Below are 16,982 nucleotides of genomic sequence, written 5' to 3' on the forward strand. Positions count from 1 at the left end.
CTTCTTCCTAATTTGGTTTAAAAGGATTTTTTATTCCGCGGGAAAGCTGAATAACTTAAAAAATGACTAGACTGGTTAGTTAGCAACCTCACTCATAAATTTAATTCGGTAAAGTCTAATTTCTTCATCTTCAAATTCACCGTCAAATTCTTCCATAGCCTCATCAATACTATCATTTTCAGCTTCTAAAAAATATTCATGTAAATCTTCTTGCTGGTCTTCATCTAAAATATCGTCTAACCAATAGTTGATATCAAGTTTTGTTCCGCTATAAACAATAGCTTCCATTTCTTTAATGAAATCTGTCATTTCCATCCCTTTAGCATTCGCAATATCGGTTAGCGGTAATTTTCTATCTACATTCTGTATAATATATAGTTTTAAAGCAGAATTTGCTCCGGTAGATTTCACTACTAAATCATCTGGGCGAGTAATATCATTATCGGCAACGTAATTCTCTATTAGTTCCAAAAATTCTTTGCCGTATTTTTTAGCTTTTCCTTCGCCTACGCCATGAATATTGCTTAACTCATTACGGGTTATGGGATATTTTACCGCCATATCTTCGAGTGAAGGATCTTGAAAAACTACAAATGGTGGGACATCTTTTTTCTTGGCAACTTTTTTACGAAGATCTTTAAGCATTTTCATCAGCTTATCATCAGTAGAGTTACCACCACTTTTTCTAGGAACTACAATATTCTCGGCATCATCAGTTTGATAAACGTGATCTTCGGTCATCATAAAGGAAGTCGGATTTTTAAGGTATTCCTCTCCCCGTTTAGTTAATTTTACAACACCGTAAGTTTCGATATCTTTTTTGAGCATTCCACTCACTAATACCTGACGAATAAGCGCCATCCAATAATTTGCCTTTCTGGCTTTCCCTTTACCAAAAACTGGATTTTCATCAGTTCTATGTGACTTTATAAGTGCATTAGACTTTCCGGTTAATGTATTTACAACTTCCTTGCTCTTATATAATTGATTGGTAGCTTTTACTGTTTTTAAAAGCAATTCTACTTCTTCTTTTGCTTCGTGTCTTTTCTTTGGATTTTGAACATTATCATCCATATTAGCCCCATCACCTGTTTCAGAATCAAAATCTTCACCAAAATAATGAAGAATAAATTTTCTTCTAGACATAGAGGTTTCGGCATATGCAACCACTTCTTGTAAGAGTGCGTGACCAACTTCTTGTTCGGCAACGGGTTTGCCGCTCATAAACTTCTCCAGCTTTTCTATGTCTTTATAAGCATAAAAAGCAAGACAATGTCCTTCTCCTCCATCTCTACCGGCTCTTCCTGTCTCTTGATAATAACTTTCTATACTTTTAGGAATATCATGGTGTATTACAAATCGCACGTCAGGTTTGTCTATCCCCATCCCAAATGCAATTGTTGCCACTACAACATTCGCGTCTTCCATTAAAAACATGTCCTGATGTTTCCCTCTGGTTTTTGCATCTAAACCGGCATGGTAAGGTATTGCGGAAACACCGTTAACTTGCAATGTTTGTGCTAATTCTTCTACTTTTTTTCGACTCAAACAATAAATAATTCCGCTTTTGCCGGAGTTTTGTTTGACAAACCGAATAATATCAGCATCTACATTAGCGGTTTTAGGCCTGATTTCATAATACAAATTTGGCCGATTAAAAGAAGCTTTAAATGTATTTGCATCAGTTACTCCTAAGTTTTTCAGAATATCTTCCTGAACTTTTGGTGTAGCAGTTGCAGTTAATGCTATGATGGGAATATTATCTCCTATTCTCCCTATAATCCTTCTTAAATTTCGGTATTCAGGTCTAAAATCGTGTCCCCATTCAGAAATACAATGTGCTTCGTCTATAGCTAAAAAGGAAATCTTCTGACTTTTTAAAAAATCGATATGTTCCTCTTTTGTCAAAGATTCCGGAGCTACATATAGTAATTTTGTAATTCCATTTTCTATATCAGACTTCACTTGTTTAACTTCCGTCTTATTTAAAGAAGAATTCAGTACGTGAGCTACGCCGTTTTCGGAAGAAATTCCGCGAATAGCATCTACTTGATTTTTCATTAACGCAATAAGCGGAGAAACTACAATTGCAGTACCTTCTTTAATAAGAGCAGGAAGCTGATAACACAGCGATTTACCTCCTCCTGTAGGCATTATTACAAATGTATTTTCATCTGCTACAATACTTTTAATTACTTCTTCTTGTAATCCTTTAAATTGGCTAAAGCCAAAATATCTCTTTAATTCGTGGTGTAAATCGATTTCTGCCAAACTGATTTTTTATGTTACAATTTTACATACCTTTGTCATACTAAAGATACATATTTCTTTAGTACTTACAAATTCAAATATTACAAAATTAATGCTTCAAAACAACATAATTTCGGTTGCAAAAGAAACAATTTCCAACGAAGCAAAGGCTGTTGAAAACCTAAAAAATTTGCTTGACCAAGAATTTTCTGATGCTGTCGAGCATATTTATAACTCAAAAGGTAGGGTAATTATTACAGGAATTGGAAAAAGTGCGGTAATTGCTACAAAAATTGTTGCCACACTTAATTCTACCGGAACGCCTTCTATCTTTATGCACGCTGCAGATGCCATTCACGGAGATCTTGGTATTATCCAGGAAAATGATGTGGTAATTTGCATTTCTAAAAGTGGAAATACACCCGAAATAAAAGTATTGGTTCCCTTAATAAAAAATTTCAAGAATAAATTAATTGCTTTAACCGGAAACAAAAATTCATTTCTTGGGCAACAAGCAGATTATATCTTAAATGCCTACATTGAAAAAGAAGCTTGCCCTAATAATTTGGCTCCAACAACAAGTACCACAGCTCAACTTGTTATGGGTGATGCACTTGCGGTCTGCTTACTTCATCTAAAAGGTTTTACCAGTAAAGATTTTGCTAAATATCATCCAGGGGGTGCTTTAGGAAAAAAATTATATCTAAGAATTAGTGATATTACTGCTGAAAATAAAAAACCAAAAGTTTCTCCGGAAGCCTCTATTAATGAAGTTATCGTAGAAATTTCTGAAAAAATGTTAGGGGTTACAGCTGTAATTGATCAAGAAAAAATTGTAGGCATTATAACCGATGGTGATTTGCGTAGAATGTTAAGTGAAAATACAGATTTCTCTTCCTTGAAAGCAAAAAATATTATGGGAGAAAATCCTAAATTAATTAATAACAACGCAATGGCAGTAGATGCTATTGAGCTGCTTGAGACAAATGAAATTACACAATTAATTGCAGAAGAAAACGGAAAGTACGCCGGTATCGTACATCTCCATAATCTTATAAAAGAAGGAATATTATAATATGGCAAAAAAAGTTACAAAAAGCGCCGACGAAATGTCTTTTTTAGATCACCTTGAAGAATTAAGGTGGCACCTCATAAGAGCAACTGTTGCGGTTTTAATTGCTGCAGGAATAGCCTTTATGGCAAAAGGTTTTATTTTTGATGTAATTCTTTTTGGTCCTAAAAACGCCGATTTTATCACTTATGATATTTTATGTAAAGCTGCTCAATACCTTGGATTGAACGAGAGCTTTTGTTTTGATGAAATTCCCTTTAGAATCCAGAGTAGAACCATGGCAGGACAATTTAGCGCTCACATGTGGACCGCTATAACTGCCGGTTTTATTATTGCTTTTCCATATATTTTATATGAATTCTGGCGATTTATTTCGCCGGCACTTCACGAAAAAGAGCGCAGTGCTTCTAGAGGATTTATTATTATTTCTTCAATTTTATTTTTTATTGGCGTTTTATTTGGCTATTACATTGTCTCGCCTTTATCCATTAACTTTCTAGGAAGCTATCAAGTTAGCGAAGAGGTTTTTAATGATATTGATTTAAGTAGTTATATGGGGTTAGTCAGAACTTCTGCCCTGGCAAGCGGATTGGTTTTTGAGCTGCCTATTATCATATTCTTGCTTACCAAACTTGGCTTAGCTACGCCAGAATCCTTAAAGAAATATCGAAAATTTGCTTTGGTTGGTATTTTAATTGTTTCAGCAGTTATTACGCCTCCAGATATTGCCAGTCAGGTTATAGTTGCCATTCCGGTACTTATTTTATATGAAATAAGTATTTTCATTTCAAGATTAGTCCTAAGAAAACAACTAAAAGAAGAACGTGAAAATCAATTAACAAAACGTGATTAAGATGATAGATAAAGTAGATGAGTTTAATGCTTATCGCCAAAAAATGAACGATAAAATTTTAGGCGAAAACAATAAGGTACTCAAACGTATTTTCAACTTAGACACCAATTCTTTTACTGAAGGTGCGCTAGACAAAAAAACAAAAGAGTTATTAGGCTTAATTGCTTCAGTTGTCTTGCGTTGTGATGATTGCGTCCAATATCACTTAGAATCTAGTCATAAGTCGGGTGTAAGCCGAGAGCAAGTAGTCGAAACACTGAGCATTGGCACATTAATTGGAGGAACAATAGTGATTCCGCATTTGCGAAGAGCATTTGAATATTGGGAAGTTTTAGAAGCCAAAGCAGAAGGAAAAAAGGAAGTCAACAACCAAGCTTAAAAGTAAGACGCCATGAAATTAAGAGCCGATAATCTTGTAAAATCTTATAAAGGAAGAAAAGTAGTAAAAGGGATTTCTGTGGAAGTAAACCAAGGAGAAATCGTAGGACTTTTAGGGCCAAACGGTGCCGGAAAAACTACCTCTTTTTATATGATTGTTGGGCTTATTAAACCAAATTCCGGAAATATTTATCTCGATAAAACCGATATTACTAAATTCCCGATGTACAAACGAGCACAAAACGGCATTGGTTATTTAGCCCAAGAAGCGTCGGTTTTTAGAAAGTTGAGTATTGAAGATAACATTATGAGCGTATTAGAACTAACCAATCTTTCTAAAAAGGAGCGGGAAGAAAAAATGGAAAGTCTAATTGAAGAGTTTAGCTTAGGCCATATACGTACAAGTCGAGGTGATTTACTTTCAGGAGGAGAACGCCGTAGAACAGAAATTGCACGAGCTTTAGCAACCGACCCAAAATTTATTTTATTAGATGAGCCTTTTGCCGGTGTAGATCCGGTCGCGGTAGAAGATATACAACGAATTGTCGCTCAGCTTAAAAATAAAAATATCGGCATCCTTATTACCGACCATAATGTTCAAGAAACCTTAGCAATTACCGATAGGACTTATTTAATGTTCGAAGGAAGTATTTTAAAACACGGTCAACCCGAAGAGTTAGCCGAAGACCAAATGGTCAGAAAAGTATATTTAGGGCAGAACTTCGAACTTCGAAAGAAGAAATTATTTCAGTAAATAAGTTATATTTTTAGACAACTTTATTTATATTCACAAGATGAACCTTTAGATATAAATAAAAATGAAACTAAGTCCGCTAATATTTTTATTTTTTATTGGAATAATCTCAAACGCTCAAAACTACACCCCTGCTACGACATCTGAAAAACCAATTGTAATAATCAACAATACAGTACTTGCCGATATTAATTTTTTAAACACTTACTCTTCTAAAGATCTTAACAAACTCGATGTTGTAAAAGATAAACCTTTAAGTTCTAAATATCTTTTTATTGAAGACCAACATAAAAACAGTCTTATAAAAGCGGAAATTATAGGAGATTTTAAAACTAAATCACAAAAAGAATTAAATATTTTCTTTGGCTTAAAAGAAACAAATGATATTTATGTAAATGGTTATTTGCTTGAAGATAAATCTCGACAAATACTAACAAAGAGCATTAAGAAAATTGAATTAATTGAAGCTGATAAAGTAAGATTAAAAACTTCAATATTAAATATTACCATCTAAATTGAACGAATCCATTTTAATCTAGGTAGCAACCAATGCTTTCTTCTTTTGTTATATTCCTAGTTGTATCGCTTTTATCTAAATTTTAGAGATGATTTAAAAGCCGGTATAAAGATATGTTGGAGCTTTATAGTATTAGCTTTTCACCTATCTGGAACCATTGTATACTTTCTAAACAAAAAATTAAGTTGCAGTATAACTCTTCCAAAAACATGTAACATAATCGATTTAGGAGTCATCATGCTGTTTTCCGGAAAGCACTACCGACAATAAAATGTAGCTCAAGATAATAATAGGTAACGCAATATATTGGAGTAAAAGCAGCAATACAAAAGCAAAAAATAGAAAAGCGTAACGAAACCAATTATCTTTTAAATTCCAGGTTTTAAATTTTAAGGCAAAAAGCGCCAATTCAGCATTTAAAATAAGGGCACTAAATACAGTTAAACCAATTAAAAACCACTCATTTAAAATAATATTAACTACCCATTCTTGTGGTTGAAATGTCAAAATAAGCGGCAAGCTTAAAATTAAAATCGCATTTGCCGGAGTGGGTAAGCCTATAAAAGAAGTTGTTTGCCGATCGTCTACATTAAATTTTGCTAAACGGTAGCCCGACCCTAGCGCTATCAATAACCCAAATAAAGGGAAAACCGGTAAATCAAATGCAAGTGCTTGAGTAGACCAATTTGCAGAAGAAGCTTCAATTGTACTGCCGGTAGCATCATTTAACAACTGAACCATTACAATTGCAGGTACCAGACCACTGGTTATCATATCGGCTAACGAATCTAATTGTAAGCCAAGCTCACTTTGTACGTCTAAACTACGTGCAGCTAATCCATCAAAAAAATCAAAAAATATACCGAGCCCAACAAACAAAGCGGCGGTAATTAAATTATCTTGAACCGCTAAGAGTACGCCTATACTTCCGCAAAGAAGATTTAAAAGCGTAATGATATTGGGAATTTGTTTTTTCAGCATTCTTATATTGATTTTTTTTAGAGAAGCTAAAATACAAAACAAAGCTTAGAATTGACATTTTTGGGCAATATCTCGGTTTAATTAAAGTTATATTGTAAAATAATAAGATATTTGCCAAAAATTTCGGCTAGTGAGAAATGTATTCCTTTTACTTTTTTGTTTGAGTATTTCTGTTGCCTCTTCGCAGAGCGTCAGAAAATATTCCAATGAATTTTTAAACATCGGTGTAGATGCGGCTTCTTTTGGAATGGCTAATGCGGTATCGGCCACCACTTCAGATGTAAATGCAGGTTATTGGAATCCTTCAGGCTTAACGAAAATTAAAGACAACGAAATTGCCTTAATGCACGCCAGTTATTTTGCTAATATTGCAAATTACGATTATCTAGCAGGAGCTATGCCGCTTGATAATAAAAGTGCTGTTGGTTTTAGTGTTATTCGGTTTGGAGTAGACGATATTTTAAACACCACACAATTAATTGATGAACAAGGAAATATAGATTACAATAGAATCAGTCTTTTCTCCGCTGCAGATTATGCTTTTACACTTTCGTACGCTAGAAAACTCCCGTTAGATGGGTTTAGTTATGGAGTAAATGCAAAAGTAATTAGAAGAATTATTGGCGATTTTGCCACTTCCTGGGGGTTTGGTTTTGATCTTGGCATCCAGTTTGATGCCGGAAATAACTGGCAGTTTGGGGCGATGGCAAGAGATATCACCACTACGTACAACACTTGGACCATTAACGAAGATGAATTTGAAACTATACAAGATGCCGTGCCGGGAGAAAATCAAGAATTACCGGAAACTACCGAAATAACCTTACCCAAATTACAAGTCGGTATTGCAAAAACTTTTACGGTACGTTACGATTTTGATTTTAAAACTGAACTGGATTTAAACATGCGTTTTGCCCAAACTAATGATTTGATTTCAACGAGTGCGGTGAGCATTTCACCGGCTTTCGGATTTGAAGTTGGGTATATAGATTTGGTTTATTTGCGCGGTGGCGTGGGTAATTTTCAAAATGTAGAGCAATTTAACGGCGACTCTAGAGTTGGTTTTCAACCTGGTTTTGGAGTTGGTTTTAAATACCGTGGAATTCATTTAGACTATGCCTTTACAGATATTGGCGATCAAAGTGTTGCATTGTACTCTAACGTGTTTTCCTTAAAAATTGATTGGAGTATTTTTAGATAAATTCTTGAAATACTGCATTTTTCACATATTTATTTTTTCTACTTGAAAAACGAATAAGCTTTCTTATTTTTGAGTTCAATTCAATTCATCGCATGAAATCACTGCTTCTTGCCTTATTCACCGGAATTTTACTTGCCTTAGGCTGGCCGACTTACGGGTTTCCGGGACTTTTATTTTTCGCTTTTGTTCCTTTACTTTTGGCTGAATTTTATCTGCGGAGTAAAAAAGAAAAAAAAACAGGGACCGTTTTTTTACTCAGTTACCTTGCATTTTTTACTTGGAATATCATCAGCACAAATTGGCTCTATTTTTCAACGCCGTTTGGGATGTGGTTTGCCGTTTTGGCAAATTCGCTACTAATGAGTTTAGTTTTTTTAGGTTATCATTTTATTGCTAAACGTGTTAACTTTATAGCAAGCAGTACATTTTTAATCACCTTATGGATTTGCTTTGAAAAACTTCATCTTAACTGGGAGTTTTCTTGGCCATGGCTTAACTTAGGAAACGGTTTTTCTAGTTTTACTTCGTGGATTCAATGGTACGAATATACCGGAACTTTTGGAGGTACACTTTGGGTACTGTTAGTCAACTTAAGCATCTTTAAATTCACCTTACACTATATTCAACATAAAGAAAAGGGAATTATTTACCGCGGAATTTTAAAAACATTTTTACTGATTTTTATTCCAATAGGAATTTCATTGATGATTAAGAATGGGTATAAAATTGATACAAGCGATTCGTTAGAAGCCGTAATTCTTCAACCCAATATAGACCCGTATAATGAAAAATATAATACAAATGATCGAAAAATTGGAGAGCTGTTAGTCGATTTAGTCGAAAAAAAAGTAAGCAAAAATACCGGAATTGTTGTCGCTCCTGAAACGGTATTCGCTGATGGAACAAGGATTCAGAAATTTAATTCTTCTGATGCTTCATTCTTCTCAAACAAGTTAACTACAGAATATCCAAATTTAAATTTTTTAGGCGGTATTTCTTTCATTCAATGGATCAAGAACAAAAGTAATATTCAACCTCAGACAAATTTTTATAGGGAAGGCTTATGGTTTAATGACTATAATTCTGCTTTTTTAATCAATCAAAAACAGAACCCGCAATTATACCATAAATCTAAACTTGTGGTCGGGGTAGAAAATTTCCCATATCAATCTACCTTAAAACCACTTCTAGGAGATATTATGATTGATCTCGGCGGAACGGTTGCTATGAAAACAACGCAACCGAATCGAGAAGTATTTCAGTTAAATAACTCAAAAAAAGTTGCTCCTATTATTTGTTATGAATCCGTTTATGGAGAATATGTAACCGGTTATGTAAAAAATGATGCCCATTTTTTAGCTATAATCACGAATGATGCTTGGTGGGGAGATACACAGGGGCATAAACAACATTTAAGTTATGCTCGACTTCGGGCTATTGAAACAAGAAGAGATATTGTACGCAGTGCAAATACAGGAATTTCAGCAATAATTAATCAAAAAGGAGATATTGAGCAATCGCTTGGATATGAAAAAAGAGGAAGCCTAAAAGGAACCATCAATTTAAATAAAAAGCAAACATTTTATGTGCGTTTTGGAGATTATATTGCACGAGTTGCTCAATTTTTGTGTTTGTTTATTTTCTTGTTTGCCGTTGTAAAAAATAGAAAATCACTTTAGGCTAGAATCCGCTGGATTTAAACTTTTTACGCTCTACTTTTCGATCTTTTACGCGAAAAATAAAATTAATATTTTCTAAAGTTCCAGAAGTAGCCTTCACTTTTTGTCCTTGTCCGATAACTTCAACTCTGCTGGCACGATTATACATCTCTATGTTAGCAGTATAATCCCCTTCCGGAACATACACCCTAAAATAGCCGTTAGCATCGGTTTTTGCTTTAAAATGTTCTCCTTTGGCATTAATTAATGTAACGGTTAAACTACCTAATTCTCTTGGAACATTGTAACTCAATTCAGTGGATTTGTAACTTACCTTCCCTTTTATAGTTACCGTTTTATCCATATTAATCACCACTTCAGCATCATCTATTAAATCAATTTCTTGATCAGAAGCATACCAATCTTTTGTATTAAAAACTTTAATATCGTAATGATCTGCCGGTAAACGACGGTAACTTACCACCCCTTTTTCATTTGTTCTAAAAGCTTTATTATTAATCAATAATAACTGTCCGACTGCCGGAACTTTTTTCAGACTATCGTTGGTATTACGATAAACATATACCTTTAAATTATGACGCTTTTCTGTTACATCAATTTTAGAAAAGCGTTTGATTATACCCACTTGCATCGTAGAGGTATTGTAATAACTGGTAGAAAAATCACTTAAAAAAGTAGAAAAATAAACATTAAAATTTGCAGGAAGTTGATAATCTATTCGTCCATTTAATTGCAAATATTCATCGGTAAAACTGCTCTTAGAAAAAGAAACTCCGGTTCTAATTCGTAGTTTTTCATTAAAAAAATCTTTTTCTATGCTGGGTAAAATATTATACACTTCATACGCTCCTGAAGAAGCAAAACGAATTTTAGAGAATTCTTCCCCTAAAAAAAAGCTATTATATTGGTAATAAGCATTGAGATTGAAAAAACGCCAATTGTAATTTAAGTTCACTTTAAAATGTGGCGTTTCTCCTGCTTGAAGATCGGTGTTGTAAACCCCCCCTTCTAAATTTAACGAAACACTTTGCTGACTAATGATGTGATTATAACCCAAATTAGCAGTTAATCGTTTAGCTCGCATAGTAAATTCTTGCGCCTCTTGCCCAGAAAATAATAAGCTTGTTCTTTTTTCTTTATAATAATTTGGAACCAAGGAAACCGATAAGTTTTCAAATCGTCTGGAAATCCCGAAATTATACTGAGCGGTAGAAAAATTTTGCTGATTAATATTTTGGGAACTCAATTGTTTGGGTGCAAAACTTAAATAATTATATAAAACCCAAAAATTATATTTTTCTAAATTATACGATAATCGTTCCGTTAAATTTAACGCTCCTTGCCTGAGACCACTGTAATAAGCCGAACTATAGTAATTATTACTATTTAATCGAAAACGTCCCTTTTTTGCGAATACCATTAACTCACCGGCTCCGCCATTTTCAGAAGTACTTTCATCTGTATATAAACTGGTTTTACTTAAGGATGCTCCGGCTTTTACCTTTAAGTTTTCACGATCAATAACATTTGTTCTTCCGGTACCTATATAAGATTTATAATCCAAGGCTGGGTCGTCGTGATAGATTACGCTCGCTTCGTATCCATCTCCTAACCACCCCCCATTATGAGAAAAATTAGCCCAGCCGGCATTTCCGTATTTGTTGTCGGTGGTATTAATTAAAGAATAAGATTTATTCATTCCGCCAACCTCTATTCTATTTTGCTCATCTATATGGTAATAAGACTCTACACCTCTACCTATTAAATTCACAATATCTGACCTAAAAAGATTTCCGGCTTTTACCCCAAAGCGATTCGTAGTGTATTGAAACCACGTATTTCTAATATAAAGCGCATTGCTGGTTTCCCACCAATTAACATCTATATTAGATTGTATACTCCCTTGTTTTAAGTCTATCTGGTTGTTTGCATAAAAATAATATTGATAATTATCTCTACTTTTTCTTGCACTTAAGCTTACAATATTATCTTGAGTGATACTACTGGGATCATAATTTTTTAAATCTTTTTGAAAACGTCTAGCCTGCTTTACCGAATTTACTTTAAGTCTACTAGTTCCAAAAATATCCCCATTACTGTACAGTGTTTTTAAAGCTATACTAAAATCGTCTAACTTCATCATTTGCTCATCAACAATATACTGCAAAGTAAATGTAGTATCTTGAAAAGCTTCAATCTCCACAAGTTCACTAGAAAGTTCATCTTTTGTGGGGGATTTAGGAAACCTAGATAGAAGGCGAATGCGTTGCTTTGTATTCCCTAAATTATCTATCGTAACTTCATAAGCCAAGGTATCGCCAATATGCTCAAAGGTGAGGTTTTCTTCACTCATATAAAAGCGAACCATTTTTTTCTCGGTAATTGACAGGCTTAATACTTGAGAGCCTAAGGTTTTATTGTTAGAAGAAAATTTTGCAATGATAGCACTGTTTTTTCCGGCTATTGCTTTTCTATTAATAATCCCTTTTAAGGGGATAAATGTGGTATCATTAGCTGCTAAAGCATACTCAGATTTACCGGAAGCCAGTCGAACAGCATTTTTATCATATTCAAAATCTACATCAACTACAACTGGTTTGGCCTCATTGTTTATCATTTTTATATAAAAACTGATCACTTCTCCATTAGAAGCTTCCAACTGGTCTTCAGAAAACTGCACCGTTACATTTTGTGCCATAAAATGAAAAGGAACAAATGCGAAAATTAAAAAAAGTAAGCAAAAGCGGAGTTGCTTTTTCATACCAACTTATGCATTTAACTAATTAGGTGAAATGGTAAAAAAGACATAGGCCGAAAATGTCCCAGCTTCCTGAACATCGGTTGCTTGTAGCGTATTTGGCGGAATAAAAAACTCTAAATCATATACAAGTGTTTGTGGCCAAGTTGCCGTTCGATCAATCAAAACTTGGTCTGTAGTCGACATGCTTAACGGGCCATGTAACTGTACATTATTTTCCGGTGAACTTAAATTTACATTTACATGTAATTTTGAAACCGGGATGGTGGCCGAACTAGATGAAGAGGTAAAAACACTATTGGAAGTTTTTACCAAAACTTGATGATTATTGTAACTGGTTACTTTTAGCCCTTGAGGAATAGCAACCGATTTTCCATTGGTATAATCTGATGAACTTGAAAATTCAAGATTCACGAGATTCGCAGAGTTTTGTAACTGGATACTTTGCGAACCAAAATTACCTCCATAATTAATCTGAAATCTTGCGGTTTGTGAGGTGGTAAAACTATCTAGTAAATTATAATTAGCATTGGCTTTCTTTTTACCATAAATTTTAAACTCATAGCTCGCACGATATATATCATTAGGTATCGTTAATAAGTGCGTACCTCCTTCAATAAATAAATCAAAACTAAACGTTCGCTGGGTTTGGTTATTTAATGGAATATCGCTTTCTAATAACGTAACCTCATTAAACTTGCTGAGAGCCACAGGAACATTAGTAGGATTTATCAGCTGACTATTAGTACTGTTATTGGTCTCATGATTAAAAATTAATTTAGCGAAAGAAGCATCAACACTATGCGTACTATTCTGATTGTAAAAATCGTTTGTTAAACGCACGGTAAGCTTCCAAAACTTAACTGTATTAGCTCCATTATATTTTTGAATTCGAGTTCTAATTTGGTTCGGGTGGCTTTTACCGTTGGTCAATTCATTATTGGTATTAAATTGAACTTGCCCACCATCTTCTGCTTGCAAACTTAGCTGAGTATTTCCCTGAGCAAAAACTAGGGAAGTACTCAGTAATAGAAAAAATAATGTTATATGAAACCGCTGTTGAATCATGTTTTTTTTAAAGTGAAAAGTCTAGTTCGGCGATATTAATTGTATCGCTATCGCCATAGGTTAAGATTGCAGAAACCGTATAATCACCTTTTTCTAAATCATCCGGCAATTGTTGTTTTACAATTCTAAGGTCATCTGGCAGGGTATAAAACTCTTGCTGATCTAAGGTTTTGGTTTTTCCGGTATTTTTATTGAATACTTCCCAACTTACGTTTCCATTTACCCAAATATCACTCGTGTTTTTTACATTAATCTCAATCATTTTATGATCTTCTTCATCTTTGTAATTTTTAAAATCCACGATCTCTAATTCGCCTGCATTTTGTTTAGTAAACGAATGGTAAACTTTCACTCCCATTCTAACAGTAACTTGAATAGAAGCCCCTTTTTGATCTCTCGCATTTCCAGGATTTAATTGGGTAAAAAATATCATGGAAGTTCTTACAGGGGTTTCTTTTTTGGCGTTCTGAGGAACTTCCATAAGTACCTCCACTTCTTTTGTTTCTCCCGGATCTAACACAAAATAAGTATCTGGTAAAACTTGTATCCAATCGGCACAACTGTTGGGTAAAGTACCGGGATCTTGAATGTTATTATTCCCGTTTTCTAAATAATTCCAATCACTAAAAGAAACGCCAATTTCTAATTCAACATCTGTAGGATTGGTCACCTTTATAGTTTGCGTCCCATCAGTTCCTTCTGCAAGATTATAATAAACTCTACCAGGAGTTACTGCTATCCCGGCTTGTGCGGTTGCTTCAAGAGATATACCTAAAAGTAATAATGCTAAGAATAAAATATTTTTCATCGATATAAGTTTTTGTCTAATCTAAAAAAACAAAGTTACATTTTTTAGTTGAAGCAGTTTTTTATTGGGGGATTATTGTATAAATAACCGTTGTTTTATAATTTCCGGAAGGAAGATCTAAAAAATTAGCTACGGTATTAGTCGGGATGACATATTTTACATCGAACGCCTGACTAGTCTCCGGGGATACAGAGCTTAATAAATTCACCTTAGATGCATTCAACGCTACACTCGAATTTACGTTAATATCTCCACCATTTACATTTGGATTTAAATTTCCTACAGAAGCTTCTACCTGAATTGTACTTACGGGAAGTGACGTACTTAAGCCATTTAAGGTAAAATATTGATTCGTTGTAGAAACTGAAAGTGTATAATTAGATGTAGTGGTAACCCTGACGTGATTACTTTGTGTTCCAGAATTATTTCCAAAGCGAAAATGAGAAGGTAAATTCATATTAATCATAACCGAAGATTGCGCTACTTCTACCGACATTAATTCATTTACAATTAAATTTACTTGAGATTGCGCAGAACCAATTTGTGCTTTTACCAGCATAGGAAAAAACAGCAATAAAAAAAAGCTTATTATGGTTCTGAGTATTTTCAAATAAATCACTTTTTTTAGGTTGATTTCATTATATAAAAAATAAAACCTGATTAGTTTGCTACGATACTGTAAGTAATTGTTGTACTATACGTATCTGAAGGATGATCTTCTATATATTTTAACCAACTTGATATTCTATAAGACACGTCAAAAGATTTAGTAATTGCTCCTCGCGTAGATCTAATAATACTTTGCCCGTTGGTAGATAAAGAAACCGGAGAAAGGTATATCGTATTTCCTTCGTAATTTCCGATACCATTTCCTAAACTGGGAACAATACTTACCGTATTTACAGGAATGACGGTTTGCCTCCCTTGTAATTCTGATGATGCGACTACTTCTATTTGATATTCTGAAGTGCTAGTCACTTTTATATGGTTCACTTTCTTTAGCGATTGTCCATTCATCAATTCAGATAAATTATCAATAGATAAATTTACATTAAATTGCGATTGATTAATCTGAATGCTCCTTACATCGCCTATATAAGTAGTAATTTCTACTTGATTCTTTATTCGGTTTTGGCCAAAAGACTGGTAAACCATACAAAGAAACAACACCATATTAATTATGTGACTAACTCTTTTCAAAAGAAGTAGATGTATAAATTTAGACAAAAAAAGCCTAATCATTTCCCAGTACACTTTTAGGTACTAAGTCGATTAGGCTTAGACTTATATTATAAAAACATTATTTCTTCTTATTGAGGAACAATAGTATAAGTTACTGTAGTTGTGTAAGCCCCATCATCTAAGTTTAAGAAGTTTGCTGCATTAGCTGCAGGAATAGCGTAATTTACATTAAATCCTCTATTCAAATCTCCACCGTTAGCTGTAACCACATCTTGATCTGAGTTAGAAAGTGGTAAACCTGAAGCCTGACCAGAAAGTGTTGAAGGAGTTGTCTGATTTCCAGATAAATCTCCATTATCTGTCAACGTTAATTCTACATTACTTACATCTAGTGTACTTGAACCGTTTGGTCCGTTAAATGTAGTAGCTGAAGCTTTAGCAGTTACTTTATAAGCGCTACTTGCTACAACTTTAACGTGATCCTGTTGTGCTCCAGATTCATTACCGTTTGTAAAATGCGTCGGTAAATTCATATCTATGGCTACTGTAGATTGGCTGATTTCGATATCATAACTACTATCAACATTCACAGTCAAATCTGTATCTTGAGCTAAAGTTGTTCCAAAAGTTAATAATCCAAGAGTTACAAATAAAGTATTTACTAATTTTTTCATCGGTTGTATGAGTTTTAATTACAGTGCAAATATAAAGGCCATGTAAAGCAAATGAGCAGTAAAAATTTTCATTTCTATACTACTTTTTTACAAAACTCTGTAAACCAATCAGTTAAAATATTAATTAGGAACTATACTATAAGAAATAGTAGTTTTATAATTTCCTTTAGCTTTTTTTAATAACTCTTCTCCTCCTTTAATAAAGTAATCCATATTAAAAGAACGATCTATATCGCCTCCTGAAGAATCTATTATGGTTTGTTGCTGTGTAGAAAGCGCAACCTTAGAATAATTAATTTGTTTTGAAAATGAATTAATTGAGTTTGATGAAGGTGCTATCTGAATAATACCTACAGGCAATTCCCCTTGAGATCCAATTAATTGTGTAGATGAGGAAACATTAATTTCATATTGCGATGTACTTGTTACTTGAATATGATCTTGTTGTTGAATTGCTTTTCCTTCTAATACATCTTTTTTAGAGTTTAGTTCTACTCCAAGCTGACGTTGAGAAGAATTCACTACAATACTTTGAAAATCTGCCAAGTGAACACTAAACTGTACATCGGCTTTTTGCTGACAAAAGCTTGTTGCTACTGCAAACAAACTAAACAAAATAATATGAAATACGTTTTTAAATTGCACTTAATCGATAATTATAACTCTTAACCGATTCAAATATAGTTAAATTTATCGATTAAATGCAATAATATTAGATTAAATACACATTATCAAAACGTAAAATTCACAAAATACTGTTCTTCAATGAGTTAAAATATTTTATTTCTAAAACAAAAACGCTTTAGC

Annotated in this window: 16 protein-coding genes; 7 read left to right on the plus strand and 9 right to left on the minus strand. The window is 33.7% G+C overall.

All coding sequences use genetic code 11. The features are described from left to right. Positions 1-75: 75 nt before the first annotated feature. A complete protein-coding gene (gene recQ, locus D9R05_RS11745) occupies positions 76-2,277 on the minus strand; it encodes a DNA helicase RecQ (protein WP_121667422.1) in 2,202 nt (733 codons plus the stop codon). Between the two features lie 85 nt (positions 2,278-2,362). On the opposite strand from recQ, the gene D9R05_RS11750 reads away from it, so the two are divergent. The 5 genes from D9R05_RS11750 (at position 2,363) to D9R05_RS11770 (ending at position 5,821) form a co-directional block, all read left to right on the plus strand. Further along, complete coding sequence (locus D9R05_RS11750; protein WP_121667423.1) at positions 2,363-3,325, plus strand: KpsF/GutQ family sugar-phosphate isomerase; 963 nt, start codon at positions 2,363-2,365, stop codon at positions 3,323-3,325. Between the two features lies 1 nt (position 3,326). Continuing rightward, positions 3,327-4,175 carry a twin-arginine translocase subunit TatC gene (gene tatC / locus D9R05_RS11755; RefSeq protein ID WP_121667424.1) on the plus strand — a complete coding sequence of 283 codons (849 nt, stop codon included), beginning with the start codon at positions 3,327-3,329 and terminating at the stop codon, positions 4,173-4,175. Between the two features lies 1 nt (position 4,176). Next, positions 4,177-4,554 (plus strand): carboxymuconolactone decarboxylase family protein, encoded by a 378-nt coding sequence (locus D9R05_RS11760; protein WP_121667425.1) that lies wholly within the window; start codon positions 4,177-4,179, stop codon positions 4,552-4,554. 12 nt (positions 4,555-4,566) lie between these two features. Further along, positions 4,567-5,307 carry an LPS export ABC transporter ATP-binding protein gene (gene lptB / locus D9R05_RS11765; RefSeq protein ID WP_121667426.1) on the plus strand — a complete coding sequence of 247 codons (741 nt, stop codon included), beginning with the start codon at positions 4,567-4,569 and terminating at the stop codon, positions 5,305-5,307. A gap of 64 nt (positions 5,308-5,371) precedes the next feature. After that, positions 5,372-5,821 carry a hypothetical protein gene (locus D9R05_RS11770; protein WP_121667427.1) on the plus strand — a complete coding sequence of 150 codons (450 nt, stop codon included), beginning with the start codon at positions 5,372-5,374 and terminating at the stop codon, positions 5,819-5,821. Positions 5,822-6,049: 228 nt separating this feature from the next. Here the strand turns inward: D9R05_RS11770 and D9R05_RS11775 are convergent, their stop codons facing one another. Continuing rightward, positions 6,050-6,802 carry a CDP-alcohol phosphatidyltransferase family protein gene (locus D9R05_RS11775; protein WP_121667503.1) on the minus strand — a complete coding sequence of 251 codons (753 nt, stop codon included), beginning with the start codon at positions 6,800-6,802 and terminating at the stop codon, positions 6,050-6,052. A 133-nt stretch (positions 6,803-6,935) separates the two neighbouring features. Here D9R05_RS11775 and D9R05_RS11780 point away from each other — a divergent pair, with 133 nt between their 5' ends. Continuing rightward, a complete protein-coding gene (locus tag D9R05_RS11780; RefSeq protein ID WP_162984970.1) occupies positions 6,936-8,006 on the plus strand; it encodes a putative type IX sorting system protein PorV2 in 1,071 nt (356 codons plus the stop codon). Between the two features lie 92 nt (positions 8,007-8,098). Beyond that, positions 8,099-9,685, plus strand: a complete 1,587-nt coding sequence (lnt, locus tag D9R05_RS11785) for an apolipoprotein N-acyltransferase (protein ID WP_121667428.1) — start codon at positions 8,099-8,101, stop codon at positions 9,683-9,685. 1 nt (position 9,686) lies between these two features. Here the strand turns inward: lnt and D9R05_RS11790 are convergent, their stop codons facing one another. From D9R05_RS11790 to D9R05_RS11820, 7 genes are all read right to left on the minus strand, one after another. Next, a complete protein-coding gene (locus D9R05_RS11790) occupies positions 9,687-12,446 on the minus strand; it encodes a hypothetical protein (RefSeq protein WP_121667429.1) in 2,760 nt (919 codons plus the stop codon). Between the two features lie 18 nt (positions 12,447-12,464). Next, positions 12,465-13,511, minus strand: a complete 1,047-nt coding sequence (locus D9R05_RS11795; RefSeq protein ID WP_121667430.1) for a hypothetical protein — start codon at positions 13,509-13,511, stop codon at positions 12,465-12,467. Positions 13,512-13,518: 7 nt separating this feature from the next. Further along, entirely contained in the window at positions 13,519-14,319 is an 801-nt protein-coding gene (locus tag D9R05_RS11800; protein WP_121667431.1) for a fimbrial biogenesis chaperone, read from the minus strand. A 61-nt stretch (positions 14,320-14,380) separates the two neighbouring features. Continuing rightward, a complete protein-coding gene (locus D9R05_RS11805) occupies positions 14,381-14,929 on the minus strand; it encodes a hypothetical protein (RefSeq protein WP_121667432.1) in 549 nt (182 codons plus the stop codon). A 50-nt stretch (positions 14,930-14,979) separates the two neighbouring features. Further along, positions 14,980-15,519, minus strand: a complete 540-nt coding sequence (locus D9R05_RS11810; RefSeq protein ID WP_162984971.1) for a hypothetical protein — start codon at positions 15,517-15,519, stop codon at positions 14,980-14,982. Between the two features lie 110 nt (positions 15,520-15,629). After that, on the minus strand, positions 15,630-16,175 hold the full coding sequence (locus D9R05_RS11815; protein WP_121667434.1) for a hypothetical protein: 546 nt from the start codon (positions 16,173-16,175) through the stop codon (positions 15,630-15,632). Positions 16,176-16,295: 120 nt separating this feature from the next. Beyond that, positions 16,296-16,820 (minus strand): hypothetical protein, encoded by a 525-nt coding sequence (locus tag D9R05_RS11820; RefSeq protein WP_162984972.1) that lies wholly within the window; start codon positions 16,818-16,820, stop codon positions 16,296-16,298. Between the last annotated feature and the right edge of the window lie 162 nt (positions 16,821-16,982).

The organism is Mesonia aquimarina (assembly GCF_003667275.1).
In the GTDB taxonomy this organism is placed as follows: Bacteria; Bacteroidota; Bacteroidia; order Flavobacteriales; family Flavobacteriaceae; genus Mesonia; species Mesonia aquimarina.